Source organism: Burkholderia sp. 28_3 (genome assembly GCF_003253915.1).
In the GTDB taxonomy this organism is placed as follows: Bacteria; Pseudomonadota; Gammaproteobacteria; order Burkholderiales; family Burkholderiaceae; genus Burkholderia; species Burkholderia cenocepacia.
In genome coordinates this window covers 13,277-29,385 of the sequence record NZ_QKZF01000041.1, presented here as the reverse complement: position 1 = coordinate 29,385, position 16,109 = coordinate 13,277, and the positions used below count along the sequence as shown (strand labels likewise).

The 16,109-nt window shown below is 63.4% G+C and carries 13 protein-coding genes, 1 tRNA gene and 1 pseudogene; 3 read left to right on the top strand and 12 right to left on the bottom strand.

Features of this window, described 5'->3' with window-relative positions; translation table 11 throughout:
• The 5 genes from DFS13_RS37860 to DFS13_RS37840 all read right to left on the bottom strand — a co-directional run.
• Nucleotides 1-521 (bottom strand): transposase (locus DFS13_RS37860; protein WP_258399121.1); only part of this gene is annotated, 521 nt, incomplete at its 3' end.
• An 88-nt stretch (nt 522-609) separates the two neighbouring features.
• Complete coding sequence (gene nadC, locus DFS13_RS37855) at nt 610-1,455, bottom strand: carboxylating nicotinate-nucleotide diphosphorylase (RefSeq protein ID WP_011881601.1); 846 nt, start codon at nt 1,453-1,455, stop codon at nt 610-612.
• A 142-nt stretch (nt 1,456-1,597) separates the two neighbouring features.
• Nucleotides 1,598-2,194, bottom strand: a complete 597-nt coding sequence (locus DFS13_RS37850; protein ID WP_011881600.1) for a MarR family winged helix-turn-helix transcriptional regulator — start codon at nt 2,192-2,194, stop codon at nt 1,598-1,600.
• Nucleotides 2,195-2,402: 208 nt separating this feature from the next.
• Nucleotides 2,403-3,395: an ABC transporter substrate-binding protein gene (locus DFS13_RS37845; RefSeq protein ID WP_011881599.1), complete on the bottom strand. Its 993-nt coding sequence runs from the start codon at nt 3,393-3,395 to the stop codon at nt 2,403-2,405.
• A 46-nt stretch (nt 3,396-3,441) separates the two neighbouring features.
• The gene (locus tag DFS13_RS37840; RefSeq protein ID WP_012217397.1) at nt 3,442-4,788 is read right to left on the bottom strand and encodes an MFS transporter; all 1,347 of its coding nucleotides are present in this window, start codon (nt 4,786-4,788) and stop codon (nt 3,442-3,444) included.
• A gap of 238 nt (nt 4,789-5,026) precedes the next feature.
• On the opposite strand from DFS13_RS37840, the gene DFS13_RS37835 reads away from it, so the two are divergent.
• Both DFS13_RS37835 and DFS13_RS41040 read left to right on the top strand, forming a co-directional pair.
• Nucleotides 5,027-5,995 (top strand): PDR/VanB family oxidoreductase, encoded by a 969-nt coding sequence (locus tag DFS13_RS37835; protein ID WP_011881597.1) that lies wholly within the window; start codon nt 5,027-5,029, stop codon nt 5,993-5,995.
• A gap of 113 nt (nt 5,996-6,108) precedes the next feature.
• Nucleotides 6,109-6,237, top strand: a pseudogene (locus tag DFS13_RS41040) (hemerythrin); the annotation flags it as partial.
• 805 nt (nt 6,238-7,042) lie between these two features.
• On the opposite strand, the gene DFS13_RS37825 reads toward DFS13_RS41040, so the two are convergent.
• From DFS13_RS37825 to DFS13_RS37800, 6 genes are all read right to left on the bottom strand, one after another.
• Nucleotides 7,043-7,121 (bottom strand) — tRNA-Ile (locus DFS13_RS37825).
• Between the two features lie 138 nt (nt 7,122-7,259).
• On the bottom strand, nt 7,260-9,677 hold the full coding sequence (gene rpoD / locus DFS13_RS37820; RefSeq protein WP_077020949.1) for an RNA polymerase sigma factor RpoD: 2,418 nt from the start codon (nt 9,675-9,677) through the stop codon (nt 7,260-7,262).
• Nucleotides 9,678-9,765: 88 nt separating this feature from the next.
• Nucleotides 9,766-11,643, bottom strand: coding sequence for a DNA primase (dnaG, locus tag DFS13_RS37815; protein ID WP_034202633.1), 1,878 nt, complete (start codon nt 11,641-11,643; stop codon nt 9,766-9,768).
• Nucleotides 11,644-11,713: 70 nt separating this feature from the next.
• Complete coding sequence (locus DFS13_RS37810) at nt 11,714-12,160, bottom strand: GatB/YqeY domain-containing protein (RefSeq protein WP_006489061.1); 447 nt, start codon at nt 12,158-12,160, stop codon at nt 11,714-11,716.
• A gap of 194 nt (nt 12,161-12,354) precedes the next feature.
• Nucleotides 12,355-12,567, bottom strand: coding sequence for a 30S ribosomal protein S21 (rpsU, locus tag DFS13_RS37805; RefSeq protein WP_006479415.1), 213 nt, complete (start codon nt 12,565-12,567; stop codon nt 12,355-12,357).
• Nucleotides 12,568-12,672: 105 nt separating this feature from the next.
• Nucleotides 12,673-13,893: an NAD(P)/FAD-dependent oxidoreductase gene (locus DFS13_RS37800; protein ID WP_006496002.1), complete on the bottom strand. Its 1,221-nt coding sequence runs from the start codon at nt 13,891-13,893 to the stop codon at nt 12,673-12,675.
• A gap of 130 nt (nt 13,894-14,023) precedes the next feature.
• Between DFS13_RS37800 and tsaD the strand changes: the two genes are divergently transcribed.
• On the top strand, nt 14,024-15,064 hold the full coding sequence (gene tsaD, locus DFS13_RS37795; protein ID WP_006496003.1) for a tRNA (adenosine(37)-N6)-threonylcarbamoyltransferase complex transferase subunit TsaD: 1,041 nt from the start codon (nt 14,024-14,026) through the stop codon (nt 15,062-15,064).
• Nucleotides 15,065-15,152: 88 nt separating this feature from the next.
• On the opposite strand, the gene folE2 is transcribed toward tsaD, so the two are convergent.
• Nucleotides 15,153-15,962, bottom strand: coding sequence for a GTP cyclohydrolase FolE2 (folE2, locus tag DFS13_RS37790; protein WP_006486446.1), 810 nt, complete (start codon nt 15,960-15,962; stop codon nt 15,153-15,155).
• Nucleotides 15,963-16,109: the final 147 nt, after the last annotated feature.

Here is a 16,109-nt window from a genome sequence, read left to right as displayed (position 1 = left end):
GGCTCGAGCGGTCGCTGCTGCCATTCGCGCACTTCGTCGATCACGGCATCAGTCACCGTGCTGATGAAGTCCGGCGACACCTCGATGCCATACATCTCCAGCAGGAAGCCCTGAATCTCCCGCACGCTCATGCCGCGGGCGTACATCGCAATGATCTTGTCGTCGAAGCCTGTGAAGCGTCGCTCGCCCTTGGCGATCAGTACCGGATCGAACGTGCCTTCGCGGTCGCGCGGAATCTCGACGTCGAGCAGGTCATTGTCGGTTGCGATGCGCTTGCGGCTGGTGCCGTTGCGATGGTTCGTGCGGCCTACCGGCTTGGCTTCGCCCTTCTCGTAGCCCAGGTGGTGGGTCAGTTCGCCGCCCAGCGCGCGCTCGAATATCGCCTTCTTCAGGGCCGCGAATTGCTCGTTGATCGAAGCCCGATCCAGCGTTCCGGGCACCAGTTGCTTGATGAGTTCCGGGTCCAGGTTCAAGCCCTTGCCCGGTTCTACCGGCACTTCTTCCTTGCGTTTGCGTGGCATAACGTGGCTCCTTGGCCATCAGTTTATGCCTCACACACAAAAGTTCGGTTAGGCTCCCTTTAGGGCGCACACGTGAGCGCCCGCCCCGTCACCCGGCAAACTCCGCGAAGCGAAGTGAAAAATCAATCGCCCTGACGTTCTTCGTCAACTTACCTAGCGAAATACGGTCCACGCCGGTCTCGGCAATGGTTCGCAGCGTCTGCTCGGTCACACCGCCCGAGACTTCAAGCTCGGCGCGCCCTGCGGTGACACGCACAGCCTCGCGCATCGCCTCAATCGAGAAATTGTCGAGTAGAATCGCCGCAGCGCCCCCAGCCAACGCTTCCTTTAACTCATCGAGCGTCTCCACCTCGACCTGCACCGGCACACCTGCACCCAATGCTTCCGTGGCGCGCAGCGTCGAAGCAATGCCCCCGCCCGCCGCGATGTGGTTTTCCTTGATCAGAATGCCGTCGTACAGCCCTCGGCGATGGTTTTCGCCGCCGCCAACACGAACTGCGTATTTTTGCGCGAGGCGCAATCCCGGAAGCGTTTTGCGTGTGTCGAGAATCCGCGCAGACGTGCCTTCGACGATCTGCGTCATCAAGCTTGTCTCGGTGGCCACGCCCGAAAGCAACTGAATGAAGTTGAGCGCGGTGCGCTCGGCGGTGAGCATACCGCGCGCCAGACCAGCGATCCGGCAGACGGCCTGCCCTTCGTGCATCCGCTCGCCTTCGCCGACCAACCATTCAATCGTGATGCGCGGGTCGACCTGCTGGAATGTTTCGTCGAACCACGGTCTGCCGCACAACAGAGCGGGTTCGCGTACGGTCAGGACGGCTTCAGCTGAAGCGTCGGGGTCGATCAGTAGCGATGTCCAGTCGGCCTCGCCGATATCTTCCGCGAGCGCATCGCGGACGTTGCGCGTCATCGCCGCGCGGGTCATTCCATCCATTCCAGATCCGTATTTTTTTAGCGAGGGAGCAGCATGCCGTGGCCTGCCGTCGTGCCTGTCGGCGACCTGGCACGCCCGCCAATATTATTAGATCTTTAATAAATTTGCTACTTGGGAATGACATCTAGCGCTGCGCCACACTTCAATCCTGGCCGATTTCTTCCCCGCGCGCGGCGATCAGATTGCCTACTTCCCGAGTCGACGGAATGCGCAGCGCCGGGTCATCCGACTCGGATTCGTCGCGCGCCATATTCTCGATGATCGTCAGCAAAACCTTCCGCGCCACGTTGATCTCGGTGGTCTTCAGGCCCCTGACGCTAATTTCGTTGACCTCTTCAGCGAGCGGGACGAGCTTCTTTTTCAGACTCCGGCCACGCGGCGTGAGATAGACGTGCGTGTTCTTGCGATTGCCGGGCTCGTAGCGGCGCTCGACATAGCCGAGCTTTTCCATTGCCGACACCGCACTGAACGTGGTGGGTGTGGTGGTCCCGGTCTCGTCGCTCAGCTCCTTCTGCGTAAGCCCGTCGGTGACCCATAGCACGCGCAGGTACGCCCAGTGGCCAAACGAGACTTCATGCTGCGCCAGGCGCATTTGCAGACCGCGAATCATCGCGCGGCCCGCATCCTTCACCAGGTGAGCGAGACGATCATCCGGAACCGCCTCGCGCCAGTGCCGCAGAATAGGGTCATCGCTCATGACCCCGCCCTTGCCCTTGCCTGCAGTACGTGCTGCTGCCATGCCTTCCTCGCTGTTATTGTGACCAGACCGGTGACAATCATAGCGCTTTAGCCCGCGCGAGAGGCGCTGGACCGCAGCGCTCGGACCGCTCAGAAGGTGCGCCTGGTGCAATGTCCGCACCGTGCCGCGAAGTCGCGCATCCGTCGCGCATCCGTCGCGCACCCGGCGCCTGCCGGATGCGCGATGATACGAGCAACCGCCGGGGGGATCAGATCTTGAATCGCTCGAGGCTGGCCGGGTGGAACAGCTCGGCAGGCTGCAGGCGACGGCTCGACAGTCCCTCGGCGTGGTGCTGCGCGAGGAACCGGTCGATTACGTGTTCGTTGTTCGCGAATCCGTACGACCAGAAATCGTGCCCCATCAATCGCCGCGCATTGCGCAACTGATCCTCGATGAACGGCAGCGTCACCTTGGTCGCCGAGGTGTCGCTCAAACGGGCCAGCGCTACTTCCTTCGATTGCTCGAACGCCTTCGCAATCGCGCCGGGCAGCCACGGGTGCTGATCCGCGAGCGTCTTTCGAATGCCCAGCGTGTGCATGATCGGGAAGACTTTCCTGCGCTCGTACCATTCAGCGGCGCTCTTCTGCGGATCATCGAAAAGGTACTTGACCTTCGGATGCCCACGGTCGAAGCACGACGGCGCACGCGGTCCGATCACACCGTCAATCTCACCGTCGGCCAGCAGATTCGAGATCGTCTGCCCTTCGGGAGCATTTTCGAGCACGACGCCGTCAGGCAGCTTGAGCGAAATTTTCTCAACGCGCGTCGGATCCTCGTAGCCGCCCCGCACCCAGCGGATATCCGACGCCTTCACGCCGTATTCCTCTTCGAGAAAGAGCCGCACCCAGACGTTGGCGGTGAGTTGGTATTCCGGCACGCCGATGCGTTTGCCCTTCAGGTCCTCGGGCCGGTCAATCCCGCGGTCGGAACGCACGTAGACCGAGCTGTGCCGGAACGCGCGCGAGGGAAAGACCGGCACCGCGATGTAGGGCGAGGTGCCCGCGGCCGTCTTCACCGAATAGCTGCTAAGCGAAAGCTCGCAAATATCATAATCCGCGTGCCGGAACGCACGGAAGAAGATTTCCTCCGGGTCCTGCAGCATGAACACGGGATCGACACCGTCGATCTGCACGTCGCCGTCGATCAGCGGCCGCATGCGGTCGTAGTTGCCTACGGCGATGGAAAGTTGAAGCTTGCTCATTCCTGCTCCTGTCTGACTGTCAAAATGCGGTCCGTCACGTGCAATGTCACGCGCCGGATCGCTGCGCCTGCCGCTCGCGCGGCACGCAGAAGAAGACGACAATGCCGCCGATGAAAACAAGCGCCGCGACCAGCAGAATGCCGGCCGAGAAACTGCCGGTCACGCTCTTCACCCAGCCGAGGACGATTGGTGCGAAGAAGGCGCCCACCTGACCCAGACTGCTGATCACGCCGATACCGCCGGCGGCCGCCGCGCCTTGCAGGTAATTCGGTGGAATGGTCCAGATAATGGCTGCGGCCGCGAAATAGCTCACCGAAACGAGACTCAGGCACGCGATGGCGGCAACCGAGTTGTGAGTCAGAACCGTCAGGAGCACCGCGCCGGTGGCGCCTGCTGTCGTCGACAGCACGAAGTGCCAGCGGCGCTCGAGCCGCAGGTCGGAACTGCGTGCGATCAGCAGCATGGCAACCGCGCCGACGATGTAAGGCAGCGCCGACAGGAAGCCGATCTGCAACAGATTGGAAACGCCTGACTGTTTGATAATTGTGGGCGTCCAGTAGTTGAGGATGGTTCCGCAGATGGGCACCGTAGCCCAGCCCGCAGCGATCACGTACACGCGCGGGTCGCGCAGTGCGGCGAGGAGCGTGCTTGGCGAGTTATGCGGCTTGCTGCGACCTTCCTCGTCGAGCGCGTCAATCACGATCCGCTTTTGATCCTCGGTCAGCCACTTCGCATCTTGCGGCCGGTCGATAAGGTAGAAGTAAGCAACGACACCCGCAATCACGGCAGGCACGCCTTCAAGGAAGAACAGCCACTGCCAGTTGCGAAAACCCCAGACGTCCATGAAGTTTTGCAGGATGAACCCGGAAAGCGGACCGCCGACAATCCCCGCAACCGCGATCGCCAGCAGGAACCGCGACGTGATACGAGCGCGGCGCTTCGACGGGTACCAGTACGAGAGATAGAGGATGATGCCGGGCCAGAAGCCCGCTTCGGCCGCGCCAAGGAGCGTCCGGGCGAGATAGAACTGCCATGGAGCCGTCATGAACGCCATGGCAGTGGAGATGGCGCCCCACAGCAGCATGATCCGCGTGACGGTCTTGCGGGCGCCAATGCGCCGCAACAACAGCGTGCTTGGCACTTCGAGCAGGATGTAGCCGATAAAAAACAGACTCACGCCGAGCCCGTAGGCCGCGTCGCTCAACCCCAGATCGTGTTTCAGCTGCAACTGCGCAAAGCTGACATTGACGCGATCGAGGTAGTTGAGGACCCAGCACAGGAACAGAAAGCTCATGAGCCTTAACGTGATCTTGCGGTATGTCGCCTCCTCCGCCGCCGAGTCGGCTACGGCAGACAGGGATATGTCCCCGGAGTGCAACGTTGAATGTGCCATGACTGAATGTCTCCGAATTTCGCTCTGGATACCGGCAGGAATCACTTTCCTCGCACCGTATAACTAGAGATCTAATATTCAGGTTACGGTGACTTTATGTCGCTGGCAAGCGAGGGTTTATACCGAGAGCGGGATCCCAAAGAATCGATTTTTTTGACTTGCATCATTAGATATCTAGTAATATGATACCATCCATGTTGACGCAACACAAAACCAGGTCGGTTAGAAGGAGACAGGCATGACTACCCCCCAGGAAGACGGTTTTCTTCGTCTGAAGATTGCAAGTAAGGAGAAGATCGCCCGTGACATCTGGAGCTTTGAGCTGACCGATCCGCAAGGCGCGCCGCTGCCGCCATTCGAGGCAGGCGCCAACTTGACCGTGGCGGTGCCCAACGGTTCGCGACGCACGTATTCACTGTGCAATGACTCGCAGGAGCGCAATCGCTACGTCATCGCGGTGAAGCGTGACAGCAACGGACGCGGCGGCTCGATAAGCTTCATCGACGATACGTCCGAGGGTGACGCCGTGGAAGTCTCTTTGCCCCGCAACGAGTTTCCCCTCGATAAGCGCGCAAAGTCATTCATTCTCGTCGCGGGCGGCATCGGTATTACGCCGATGCTGTCGATGGCGCGGCAGTTAAGAGCGGAAGGCCTGCGTTCGTTCAGGCTGTACTACCTCACCCGCGATCCGGAAGGCACGGCGTTCTTCGATGAACTGACCAGCGACGAATGGCGTTCGGACGTGAAGATTCATCACGATCACGGCGACCCGACGAAAGCGTTCGACTTCTGGTCCGTATTCGAGAAGTCGAAGCCGGCGCAACATGTGTACTGCTGCGGTCCGCAGGCGCTGATGGATACCGTTCGGGACATGACCGGCCATTGGCCGTCGGGCACGGTTCACTTCGAAAGCTTCGGTGCAACCAATACGAACGCGCGCGAAAACACGCCGTTCACGGTGCGTCTCTCGCGCAGCGGCACGTCGTTCGAAATTCCCGCCAATCGCTCGATCCTCGAGGTGCTGCGCGACGCGAATGTGCGCGTACCAAGTTCGTGCGAAAGCGGTACCTGCGGCTCGTGCAAGACAGCGTTGTGCTCAGGGGAGGCGGATCATCGAGACATGGTGCTGCGCGACGACGAGAAAGGAACACAGATCATGGTCTGCGTGTCGCGTGCGAAGTCCGCAGAGCTGGTTCTCGACCTTTAAGTATCGCGGAGCAAACACCTACGCTTCGCTCAAAGTGGGGCGGCACTCTGAAACAGCTCGCCAGGTGACGTGAGGCTGCGCTCGGGGAAGGCCGGCCCGGCTCGGAACAGGGACAAGATCTTGGCCTGCGCCTTTTCGAGTGGTTTCCCGGTCACGCGGACTACCTCGACTCAGCTCTGGCGGCATGGATGACGAAGCAGATCGTGGGTGGTAAGCCTGTCGTGTTCAGACGATCGATTTGATTGCACGTGAAATTCCGGCTGGAAACCTCCTCGATTACTCTGAAGCGCAAATGAGCACAAGCGTCAATCCTATCTCAGCGCCGTATTGCCGCAGGACTTACCTGTTCATGGCTCGCCTCACGTAGTCATCGAGAAAGGCAGGCGGTTTTGACGCGTGAAGCGGCAAACCGCAAAACAGCCTCACGCAATGCTGTTCGAACAGTCGAACATGCAGTACACATCCCGCAGGGTCGCCGTGTGGACCACGCACCAGCTCGAGTCATCTTCCCTGCACAACGTCCCAACAGGCGGGCGTTTCTATATCGCGTCTCGGCGATTCCATGAGGCGCATGCTCCGCACAACATCCGCATAGTGTCGGTAGAAAACGAGGCTCGCCCTGATCAACTCCAGGCCAGTTGTCGACGGTGCACGCAGAAAGGGCTATCAAGCCGCACCACGGGCGGCCTGAGGCGATGCGGCTTGGTTTGCCCTTGCCCATATCAGTGAAGCCCGCTGGAAGCGTCCAGTGAGCAGCGATGGCGTACTTGCAGGTATGGGGACGTTTTCTAGTGAAGGACCGGATCGTCGGTCCGTTGAGAGTTCGAGCGAAGTCGGTAGAGAAGAGATCAGCGTGGAGCTGGCCGCGGGGCAGTCTGGCGTCGCAGCGAGGCTTGTAGGCCTAGAGGGAGGGATGCTGAGGTGGATCGGCGGTGCTCTAGCCGTTAAAGCATAACTTGGCCCAACGGACAATAAAGCATAACCTGTCCAGGTGGCCATTTTATGCTTAACGGCACAACGTTCCGCGATCGCTCGAGGAACGTAATCTGGTGGGCCCCCCGGGAGTCGAACCCGGCACCAACGAATTATGAGTTCGCTGCTCTAACCAAGCATGAGCTAGGGGCCCAGACGAGAAGCGCGGCGTGCTACACGCCACCCCGACAACGAAGCCGGGCCGGCATTGTAACAACAAAGACGACAGAGGGAACGAACGCCACCGGCATCATGCGGATACCGGCGGCGTTCGTAACGGAGACGCTGGAAATCAGTTCCCTTCGAGGAACGACTTCAGCTTGTCGGAACGGCTCGGGTGACGCAGCTTGCGCAGCGCCTTGGCCTCGATCTGACGGATCCGCTCGCGCGTGACGTCGAACTGCTTGCCGACTTCCTCGAGCGTGTGATCGGTGCTCATCTCGATACCGAAACGCATCCGCAGCACCTTCGCCTCGCGCGGCGTCAGCGAATCGAGCACGTCCTTCACGACGTCGCGCATGCTGGCATGCAGCGCGGCATCCGCCGGCGCGACCGTGTTGGTGTCCTCGATGAAGTCGCCGAGATGGGAATCGTCGTCGTCACCGATCGGCGTTTCCATCGAGATCGGCTCCTTCGCGATCTTCATGATCTTGCGGATCTTGTCTTCCGGCATCTCCATCTTCTCGGCGAGCGTTGCCGGATCCGGCTCAAGACCGGTTTCCTGCAGGATCTGCCGGGAGATGCGGTTCATCTTGTTGATCGTTTCGATCATGTGAACCGGAATACGGATCGTGCGCGCCTGGTCCGCGATCGAGCGCGTGATGGCCTGACGGATCCACCACGTCGCATAGGTCGAGAACTTGTAGCCGCGACGGTATTCGAACTTGTCCACCGCCTTCATCAGGCCGATGTTGCCTTCCTGGATCAGGTCGAGGAACTGCAGGCCGCGGTTCGTGTACTTCTTCGCGATCGAGATCACGAGACGCAGGTTGGCCTCGGTCATTTCGCGCTTCGCCTGACGTGCCTTCAGTTCGCCGGCCGCCATCTGACGGTTGGTTTCCTTCAGGTCCTTCAGCGGCAGCACGACGCGCGCCTGCAGGTCGAGCAGGCGCTGCTGCTGTTCGCGGATCGCCGGGACGTTACGCGACAGCACCGCGCTGTACGAATGGCCTTCCGCGGTGATCTTCTCGGCCCAGTCGAGATCCGTCTCGTTGCCCGGGAAGCGCGCGATGAATTCCGAGCGCGGCATGCCGCACTTGTCGACGACGATGTGCAGGATCTGACGCTCGACCTGACGCACTTCGTCCACCTGCGCACGCAGCGTGTCGCACAGGCGTTCGACGGTACGCGCGGTGAAGCGGATCGTCATCAGCTCGCTCTGGATCGTTTCCTGCGCCTTCAGGTAGGCCTTCGACTTGTAGCCTTCCTTCTCGAATGCGCGGCGCATCTTGTCGAACCACTCGCTGATCTGCGAGAACTTCTCGAGCGACGCGCGCTTGAGGGCTTCGAGCTGGGCGGCGTTCGCCGATGCCTGCGCGGCACCGTCGTCTTCCTCCTCTTCCTCTTCTTCCTCTTCCTCTTCGGCTTCCTCGTCCTCGTTCTCGATCGCTTCCGCTTCCTTCGCGGAGAAACCGTCCGTATCGGCGGCGTCCGCAGCATTCGGATCGAGCAGGCCGTCGACGAGCTCGTCGACGCGGATCTCTTCGTTCGCGACGCGTTCGGCCATCGCGAGGATGTCGGCGATCGTCGTCGGGCACGCGGAGATGGCCATCACCATGTGGCGCAGGCCGTCCTCGATCCGCTTCGCGATCTCGATTTCGCCTTCGCGCGTGAGCAGCTCGACCGTGCCCATCTCGCGCATGTACATCCGGACCGGATCGGTCGTACGGCCGAATTCCGAATCGACGGTGGACAGCGCGACTTCCGCTTCCTCTTCGACTTCATCGTCCGACGACGCGGCGGGCGCGTTGTCGTTCAGGAGCAGCGTTTCCGCGTCCGGCGCCTGCTCGTAAACCGCCACGCCCATGTCGTTGAACGTGCCGATGATGCCCTCGAGGGCTTCGGTCTCGGTGAAGTTGTCCGGCAGGTGGTCGTTGATTTCGGCGTACGTCAGGAAGCCGCGCTCCTTGCCGAGCTTGATCAGCGCGCGCAGTTTCACGCGGCGCTCTTCGAGCTCCTCGGCCGTGCCCGGCGTGCTCGTCGCGAACGCTTCCTTCAGCAGCGCCTTTTCCTTGGCGCGACGATCGCGCACCTTGGATTTGCCCGGTGCAGCCGCGGCTGCGGGCTGCTCGTCGCTCTGATTTGCGTCGTCTTCGACGGATACTTCGTTCAGCTTTTTGGTCATGGAGTTCGCCGTACCGGCTATATCGACTCGCGGCTGCTGGACGACAGCCGGTTGAACCGTGGGTGCATGAGTAGTACGTACTGCCGTTTCGTCCGCGTCGGCAGTCGTGTCCCTTGCGCTTTTCGCACTTGCCCGCTTCGCCGCCGGCTTGGCCGGCCCGGAGTCGGGTCTGGCGGCAGCCCGTGTTCTGGCTGCCGGCGCCGGCGCAGCCTGAGCAGTGCCGGCCGCGGTTTTCTTTCCTGCAGGGGCTGACGTGGCTGAAGACGTTGTCCTGGTGGAAGAAGCAGACTTGGCCGCTGTGACCTTCTTGGTCGGCTCCGTCGAGCCCTTGCCTGTTGCTTTCTTTCCGCCTGTCGTCTTTGCCATCGCGATTCTCGCCTCTGCTTAGAAAACAAACCGCTGGAAACCTTATATTATAGCACGCTGGGGAGCCCTCTCTAAGCGCCCCGGCCGCCTACAGCCCGAGCCGACGCTTCATGTCGGTTCGCTGCTGGTTCAATTCCGTCAATTCGGCCAATTCCTCGGGGGTGAAGGTGGATTGCCGCGCCAGCCTGTCCAGCCGGTCGCAGCAGGCGTCATAGCGCATCTTGAGCACCGCTGCCTGCAGCTCCTCCCCCGCAATCCGCTCCTGCTCACGTTGCCGCTCGGGCACCGTCTCGTCTTCCGGATTCTGTAACAGCAAATCGCGGACGTTTTCATCATAGTCCAGAATTTCGCGGAAGATTTCCTCGTAAGTCGCCCCGTTCGAGGACGTCCTCAGGACATCCGACAGCAGCCGGAACTCCGCGCCTTCGCCCAGCGCACGCGCATGATCGACGACTTCCGCGAACAGCTCGCCGATGCGCGGCAGCGCGCGCAGGGTCGCAATCTGTTCGTCGTCGAGCTGCGATGCGACGCGCGGATGCATCACCAGCGTGCGCAGCGCGCGCTTTTCGCTGTCCGTCACGCGGCGCCGCTCGCTGCGCGCGGGCGCCTGGCGCGGCGGCGTCGCGATGCGCGTGTCGACGTCCGACAGCCCCGCGACCTCCTCGAACGGGATATCGAGGCGATCGGCGAACATGTGCATGATCTGCGCGCGCAACGCGTTCGCGGGCAGCGCCTGCAACAGCGGCTTCGCATCGAACAGCGCCTTCGCGCGGCCTTCCGGCTGATCGAGCGCCTTGCCGGCAATCGCTTCGTTCAACAGAAATTGCGACAGCGGCATCGCGCGCTCGACCTGCTCGGAGAACGCCTCCGCGCCGAACTCGCGCACGTAGCTGTCCGGATCGTGCTCGGCCGGCAGAAAAAGGAACCGGATCGTCCGGTTGTCACCCGCATGCGGCAGGCATGCCTCGAGCGCGCGCCTCGCCGCGCGCCGCCCGGCCGAATCGCCGTCGAAACTGAAAATGACCGTGTCGGTCTGGCGCAGCAGCTTCTGCACGTGAATCGGCGTGCACGCGGTGCCGAGCGTCGCGACCGCGTTCGGAAAGCCGAGCTGCGCGAGCGCGACGACGTCCATGTAGCCTTCGACGACCAGCACGTACTTGCGCTCGCGAATCGCGAGGCGCGCCTCGAACAGCCCGTACAGCTCGCTGCCCTTGTTGAACAGCGGGGTTTCGGGCGAGTTCAGGTACTTCGGTTCGCCGCTGCCGAGCACGCGGCCGCCGAACCCGATCACCTGCCCCTTCACGTTGCGGATCGGGAACATGATCCGCTCGCGGAACCGGTCGTAGCGGCGCGCGACGCCCTGCGCGTCGGTTTTCTCGCTGACGATCACGAGCCCCGCCTCGACGAGCGACTCGTCGCGATAGTCCGGGAACGCGGCCTCGAGGTTCTGCCAGCCGTCCGGCGCATAGCCGAGCCCGAAGCGCGCGGCGATCTCGCCGGTCAGGCCCCGGTTCTTCAGGTACTGGATCGCAACGGTCGCGCCGCGCAACTGCTTGCGATAGTAGTCGCACGCCGCCGTCATCGCGTCGGACAGCGCGGTCGCCACCGATTTCGACACGGGCGCCGGATAGTCGCCGCCACCGCCGCCGCCCCCACCGCCGCCGCGCATCGACGGCTCGTGCGGCACGGTCAGGCCGACGGACTGCGCGAGTTCCTGCACGGCCTCCGGGAACGTGAGCCCCGCATGTTCCATCAGGAAGCCGATCGCCGTGCCGTGCGCGCCGCAACCGAAGCAGTGATAGAACTGCTTGGTCGGACTGACGGTAAACGACGGGCTCTTCTCGTTATGGAACGGGCACAACCCCATGAAGTTGGCGCCGCCCTTCTTGAGCTGCACGTACCGGCCCACCACGTCGACGATATCGACGCGGTTCAGCAAATCCTGCAGGAACGAATGCGGAATCACCGTGGGATCGAGCGAAAAAAGACAATACGACTCCCGGCGCACGCATCGCTGGGCGCGCCGGGAACGGGTTTTACTTCGTGAGCGCGGCCTTGACCTGCGCGGAAACGGCCGTCATGTCGGCACGGCCGGCGAGCTTGGCCTTCAGCACGCCCATCACCTTGCCCATGTCCTGCGGGCCGGCTGCGCCGGTTTGCGCGACCGCCGCCTGGACTTCGGCCGCCACTTCGGCGTCCGACAGTTGCGCGGGCATGTAGCCGCCCAGCACGGTCAGCTCGGCCTGCTCCTTCGCGACGAGATCGTCGCGGCCGGCCGCCTGGAACTGGCTGATCGAATCCTTGCGCTGCTTGATCATCTTGTCGATCACGGCCGTGATGCCCGCGTCGTCGAGCGTGACCCGGTCATCGACTTCGCGCTGCTTGATCGCGGCCATCAGCAGGCGAATCGTTGCCAGGCGCTCGCTGTCCTTCGCGCGCATCGCGGCCTTCATGTCTTCGCTGATCTGCTCTTTCAAACTCATCTTTCACCCGGGATGGAAACGTGAATCCGACGCCCGCGAACGGGCGTCAACACAAAAACCCGCTTGGGACAGTGTCTCAAGCGGGTTGCTCGAATCCGGCATCGGCGACTCGCCGCCTGATCGGTTGCGCGATCGCACCCGATCGCACGGAGTCGCCGGTGCGCCGCTCAGCGAACCGCGCGGCGCCCAATCGTTCAGTACAGCTTCTTCGGTAGCGTCTGGCTGCGAATACGCTTGTAATGACGCTTCACCGCAGCAGCCTTCTTGCGCTTGCGTTCTGCGGTCGGCTTCTCGTAAAACTCGCGCGCGCGAAGCTCGGTCAGCAGACCGTTCTTCTCGATCGTGCGCTTGAAGCGACGCATTGCAACTTCGAACGGCTCGTTCTCTTTAACGCGAATGATCGTCATGATCCGACACGAATAAAGGTTTGCAGGGAAAGACTACCGAGTATAGCAGAGCGATTGCCCAAAGGCACGGGGCCGGGCCCCGCCAACCGGGCGCCGGCCGGCGCGTCAGGCGCCGCGCGCGTACTCGGCCGCGGCCTGCCCGGCCGCCGTGCCGGACGCCCATGCCCACTGGAAGTTGTAGCCGCCGAGCCAGCCCGTCACGTCCACCGCCTCGCCGACGAAGAACAGCCCCGGCACGCGCGCGCTCATCATCGTCGCCGACGACAACTCGCGCGTATCGACCCCGCCCTTCGTCACTTCGGCCTTCTTGTAGCCTTCGGTGCCGTTCGGCGTCAGCGTCCAGCCGGACAGCGCGTCGCCGATCTGGCGCAGCGTCTTGTCCGGCAGGTCCGCGAGTCGCGCGTCGGCCGCGACGCGATGCGTGTCGAGCCACGCATGCGCGAGGCGCGACGGCACCCAGTCGGCGAGCAGCGAACCGATCTGGCGCTTCGACGTGCGTTTCGCGTCGAGCAGGTCGGCCACCGTATCGCGCTGCGGCAGCAGGTCGACGCGAATCGGATCGCCGGGCTGCCAATAGCTCGAGATCTGCAGGATGCCCGGCCCGGACAGCCCGCGATGGGTCAGCAGCAGGTCCTCGACGAATTCGCCGCCGCGCTTCTTGTCGCCGGTCGAAACGCGCACTTCGAGCGATACGCCGGACAGCGGCGCGAACGGCGCCCAGTCCTGCGGCGCGAACGTCAGCGGCACGAGCGCCGGCCGCGTATCGACAAGTTTGTGGCCGAACTGCTTCGCGAGCCGGTAGCCGAAGTCGGTCGCGCCGATCTTCGGGATCGACAGGCCGCCGGTCGCGACGATCAGCGCGCGCGCACCGATCGGCCCCGCCTGCTGCGTGTCGAGCGTGAAGCCGTCGGATGGCGCATGGCGCACCGCGTCGACGACGACGGGCCGGCGCCACGCGATGCCGCCCGCGTCGCACTCGTGCTTCAGCACGTCGATGATCGCGTCGCTGCCGTGGTCGCAAAAAAGCTGCCCCTTGTGCTTTTCGTGCCAGGTCACGTGATGGCGCTTGAGCAGCCCGAGGAAGTCGCGCGGCGTATAGCGCGCGAGCGCCGAGCGTGCGAAATGCGGATTCGACGACAGGTAGTTGTCGGGCCCGGCGTACAGGTTCGTGAAATTGCAGCGGCCGCCGCCCGAGATGCGGATTTTCTCGGCAAGCCGCGGCGCGTGATCGAGCAGCACCACGCGGCGGCCGAGCTGCCCGGCGACCGCGGCGCTCATCATGCCGGCGGCGCCCGCGCCGATCACGGCGATGTCATAGGTTTCCATGGCGCGGATTGTACCTGCCCGGCATCGGGCCCGGGCCGCCGCCAGCGGCCGCCTGCCCTCGCCTGCTATACTTTCCGGTTACGTTGACCTACCTGCGGCGCGTCCGAAACGGCGTGCCCCGCCCTCACCCATGCTCGTTCTCGGCATCGAAAGCTCCTGCGACGAAACCGGCCTCGCGCTCTACGACACGCAGCGAGGCCTGCTCGCGCACGCGCTCCATTCGCAGATCGCGATGCACCGCGACTACGGCGGCGTCGTGCCCGAGCTCGCGTCGCGCGACCACATCCGCCGCGCGCTGCCATTGCTCGAGGAAGTGATGGCCCAAAGCGGCACGCGCCGCGACGACATCGACGCGATCGCGTTCACGCAGGGCCCCGGCCTCGCTGGCGCGCTGCTGGTCGGCGCGAGCATCGCGAATGCGCTCGCGCTCGCATGGAACAAGCCGACCGTCGGCATCCATCACCTCGAAGGCCATCTGCTGTCGCCGTTGCTGGTCGACGCGCCGCCGCCGTTCCCGTTCGTCGCGCTGCTGGTGTCCGGCGGCCACACGCAGCTGATGCGCGTGACCGACGTCGGCGTGTACGAGACGCTCGGCGAAACACTCGACGACGCGGCCGGCGAAGCGTTCGACAAAACCGCGAAACTGATCGGCCTCGGCTACCCGGGCGGCCCGGAAGTATCGAAGCTCGCCGAAACGGGCACGCCGGGCGCGGTCGTGCTGCCGCGCCCGATGCTGCATTCGGGCGATCTCGACTTCAGCTTCAGCGGCCTGAAGACGGCCGTGCTCACGCAGATGAAGAAATTCGAAGCGGCGAAGCTCGACGGCGAAGCGCTCGAACGCGCGAAGGCCGACCTCGCGCGCGGCTTCGTCGATGCGGCCGTCGACGTACTCGTCGCGAAGTCGCTCGCCGCGCTGAAGAAGACGAAGCTCAAGCGCCTCGTGGTCGCGGGCGGCGTCGGCGCGAACCGCCAGTTGCGCGCGGCACTGTCGGCGGCCGCGGCCAAGCGCGGCTTCGACGTGCACTACCCCGATCTCGCGCTCTGCACCGACAACGGCGCGATGATCGCGCTCGCGGGCGCGCTGCGGCTCGGCCGCTGGCCCGAACAGGCGAATGCCGACTACGCGTTCACGGTGAAGCCGCGCTGGGATCTCGCATCGCTCGCGGGCTGACTCGCGTCACGCGCCACCACCGGCAGGAAAACAAAAAGGCCGCTCGTTCGAGCGGCCTTTTTCATTGGCGTGACAAAACGCCGCAGCGTTATGCCGCCTGCCGCTTGTCGCGCTCGATCAGCGCATACGCGCTGTGATTGTGGATCGACTCGAAGTTCTCGGCTTCGAGCACGTAGGCGACCACCCGCTCGTCCGCATCGAGACGCTGCGCGACGTCGCGCACGAGATCCTCGACGAACTTCGGGTTCTCGTATGCACGCTCGGTCACGAACTTCTCGTCCGGTCGCTTCAGCAGACCCCACAGTTCGCACGACGCCTCTTCTTCCGCGATGCGGATCAGCGCCTCGACCGGCAGATCCGCAGCCAGCTCCGCGTCGATCGTCACGTGCGAGCGCTGGTTGTGCGCGCCGTACTGCGAGATCTTCTTCGAGCACGGGCACAGGCTCGTCACCGGCACGAGCACCTTCAGGAACAGGCGCGTATCGCCGTTGCGGCTTTCGCCCGCGAGCGTCACTTCATAGTCGAGCAGGCTTTGCACGCCGGACACCGGCGCCGTCTTGTTCACGAAATACGGGAACGTGACTTCGATGCGGCCGGCCTCGGCCTCGAGCTTCTCGAGCATCGACGCGAGCATCGCGCGGAAGCGCTCGACCGTCAGCGGCGCGCGATTCTCTTCGAGCAGCGCGACGAAGCGCGACATGTGCGTGCCTTTCTGGTCGGCCGGCAGACGGACGTCGAGGTTCCAGACACCGACGGTCGGTTGCACGTCGCCGCTTTCGGTGCACACCGTCAACGGATGCCGGACCGCCTTCACGCCGACGCGCTGAATCGGGATCTGACGGGTATCCACCGTGCTCTGCACGTCGGGCATCACGAAGGCGGGATTCATCTGGTTCATCTTGTTCAATCCTTGTAAGCCGCGCGTCCGACGACGCGCACGCCGCATCATGCGGCAGCCGGAAAAGCAACATGGGCCCGCAGGCCCATGTTTTCCGCATCAATGAAGACCGGTTGCGCCAGTCGCACCGACGCCGCCCGCGGGCGG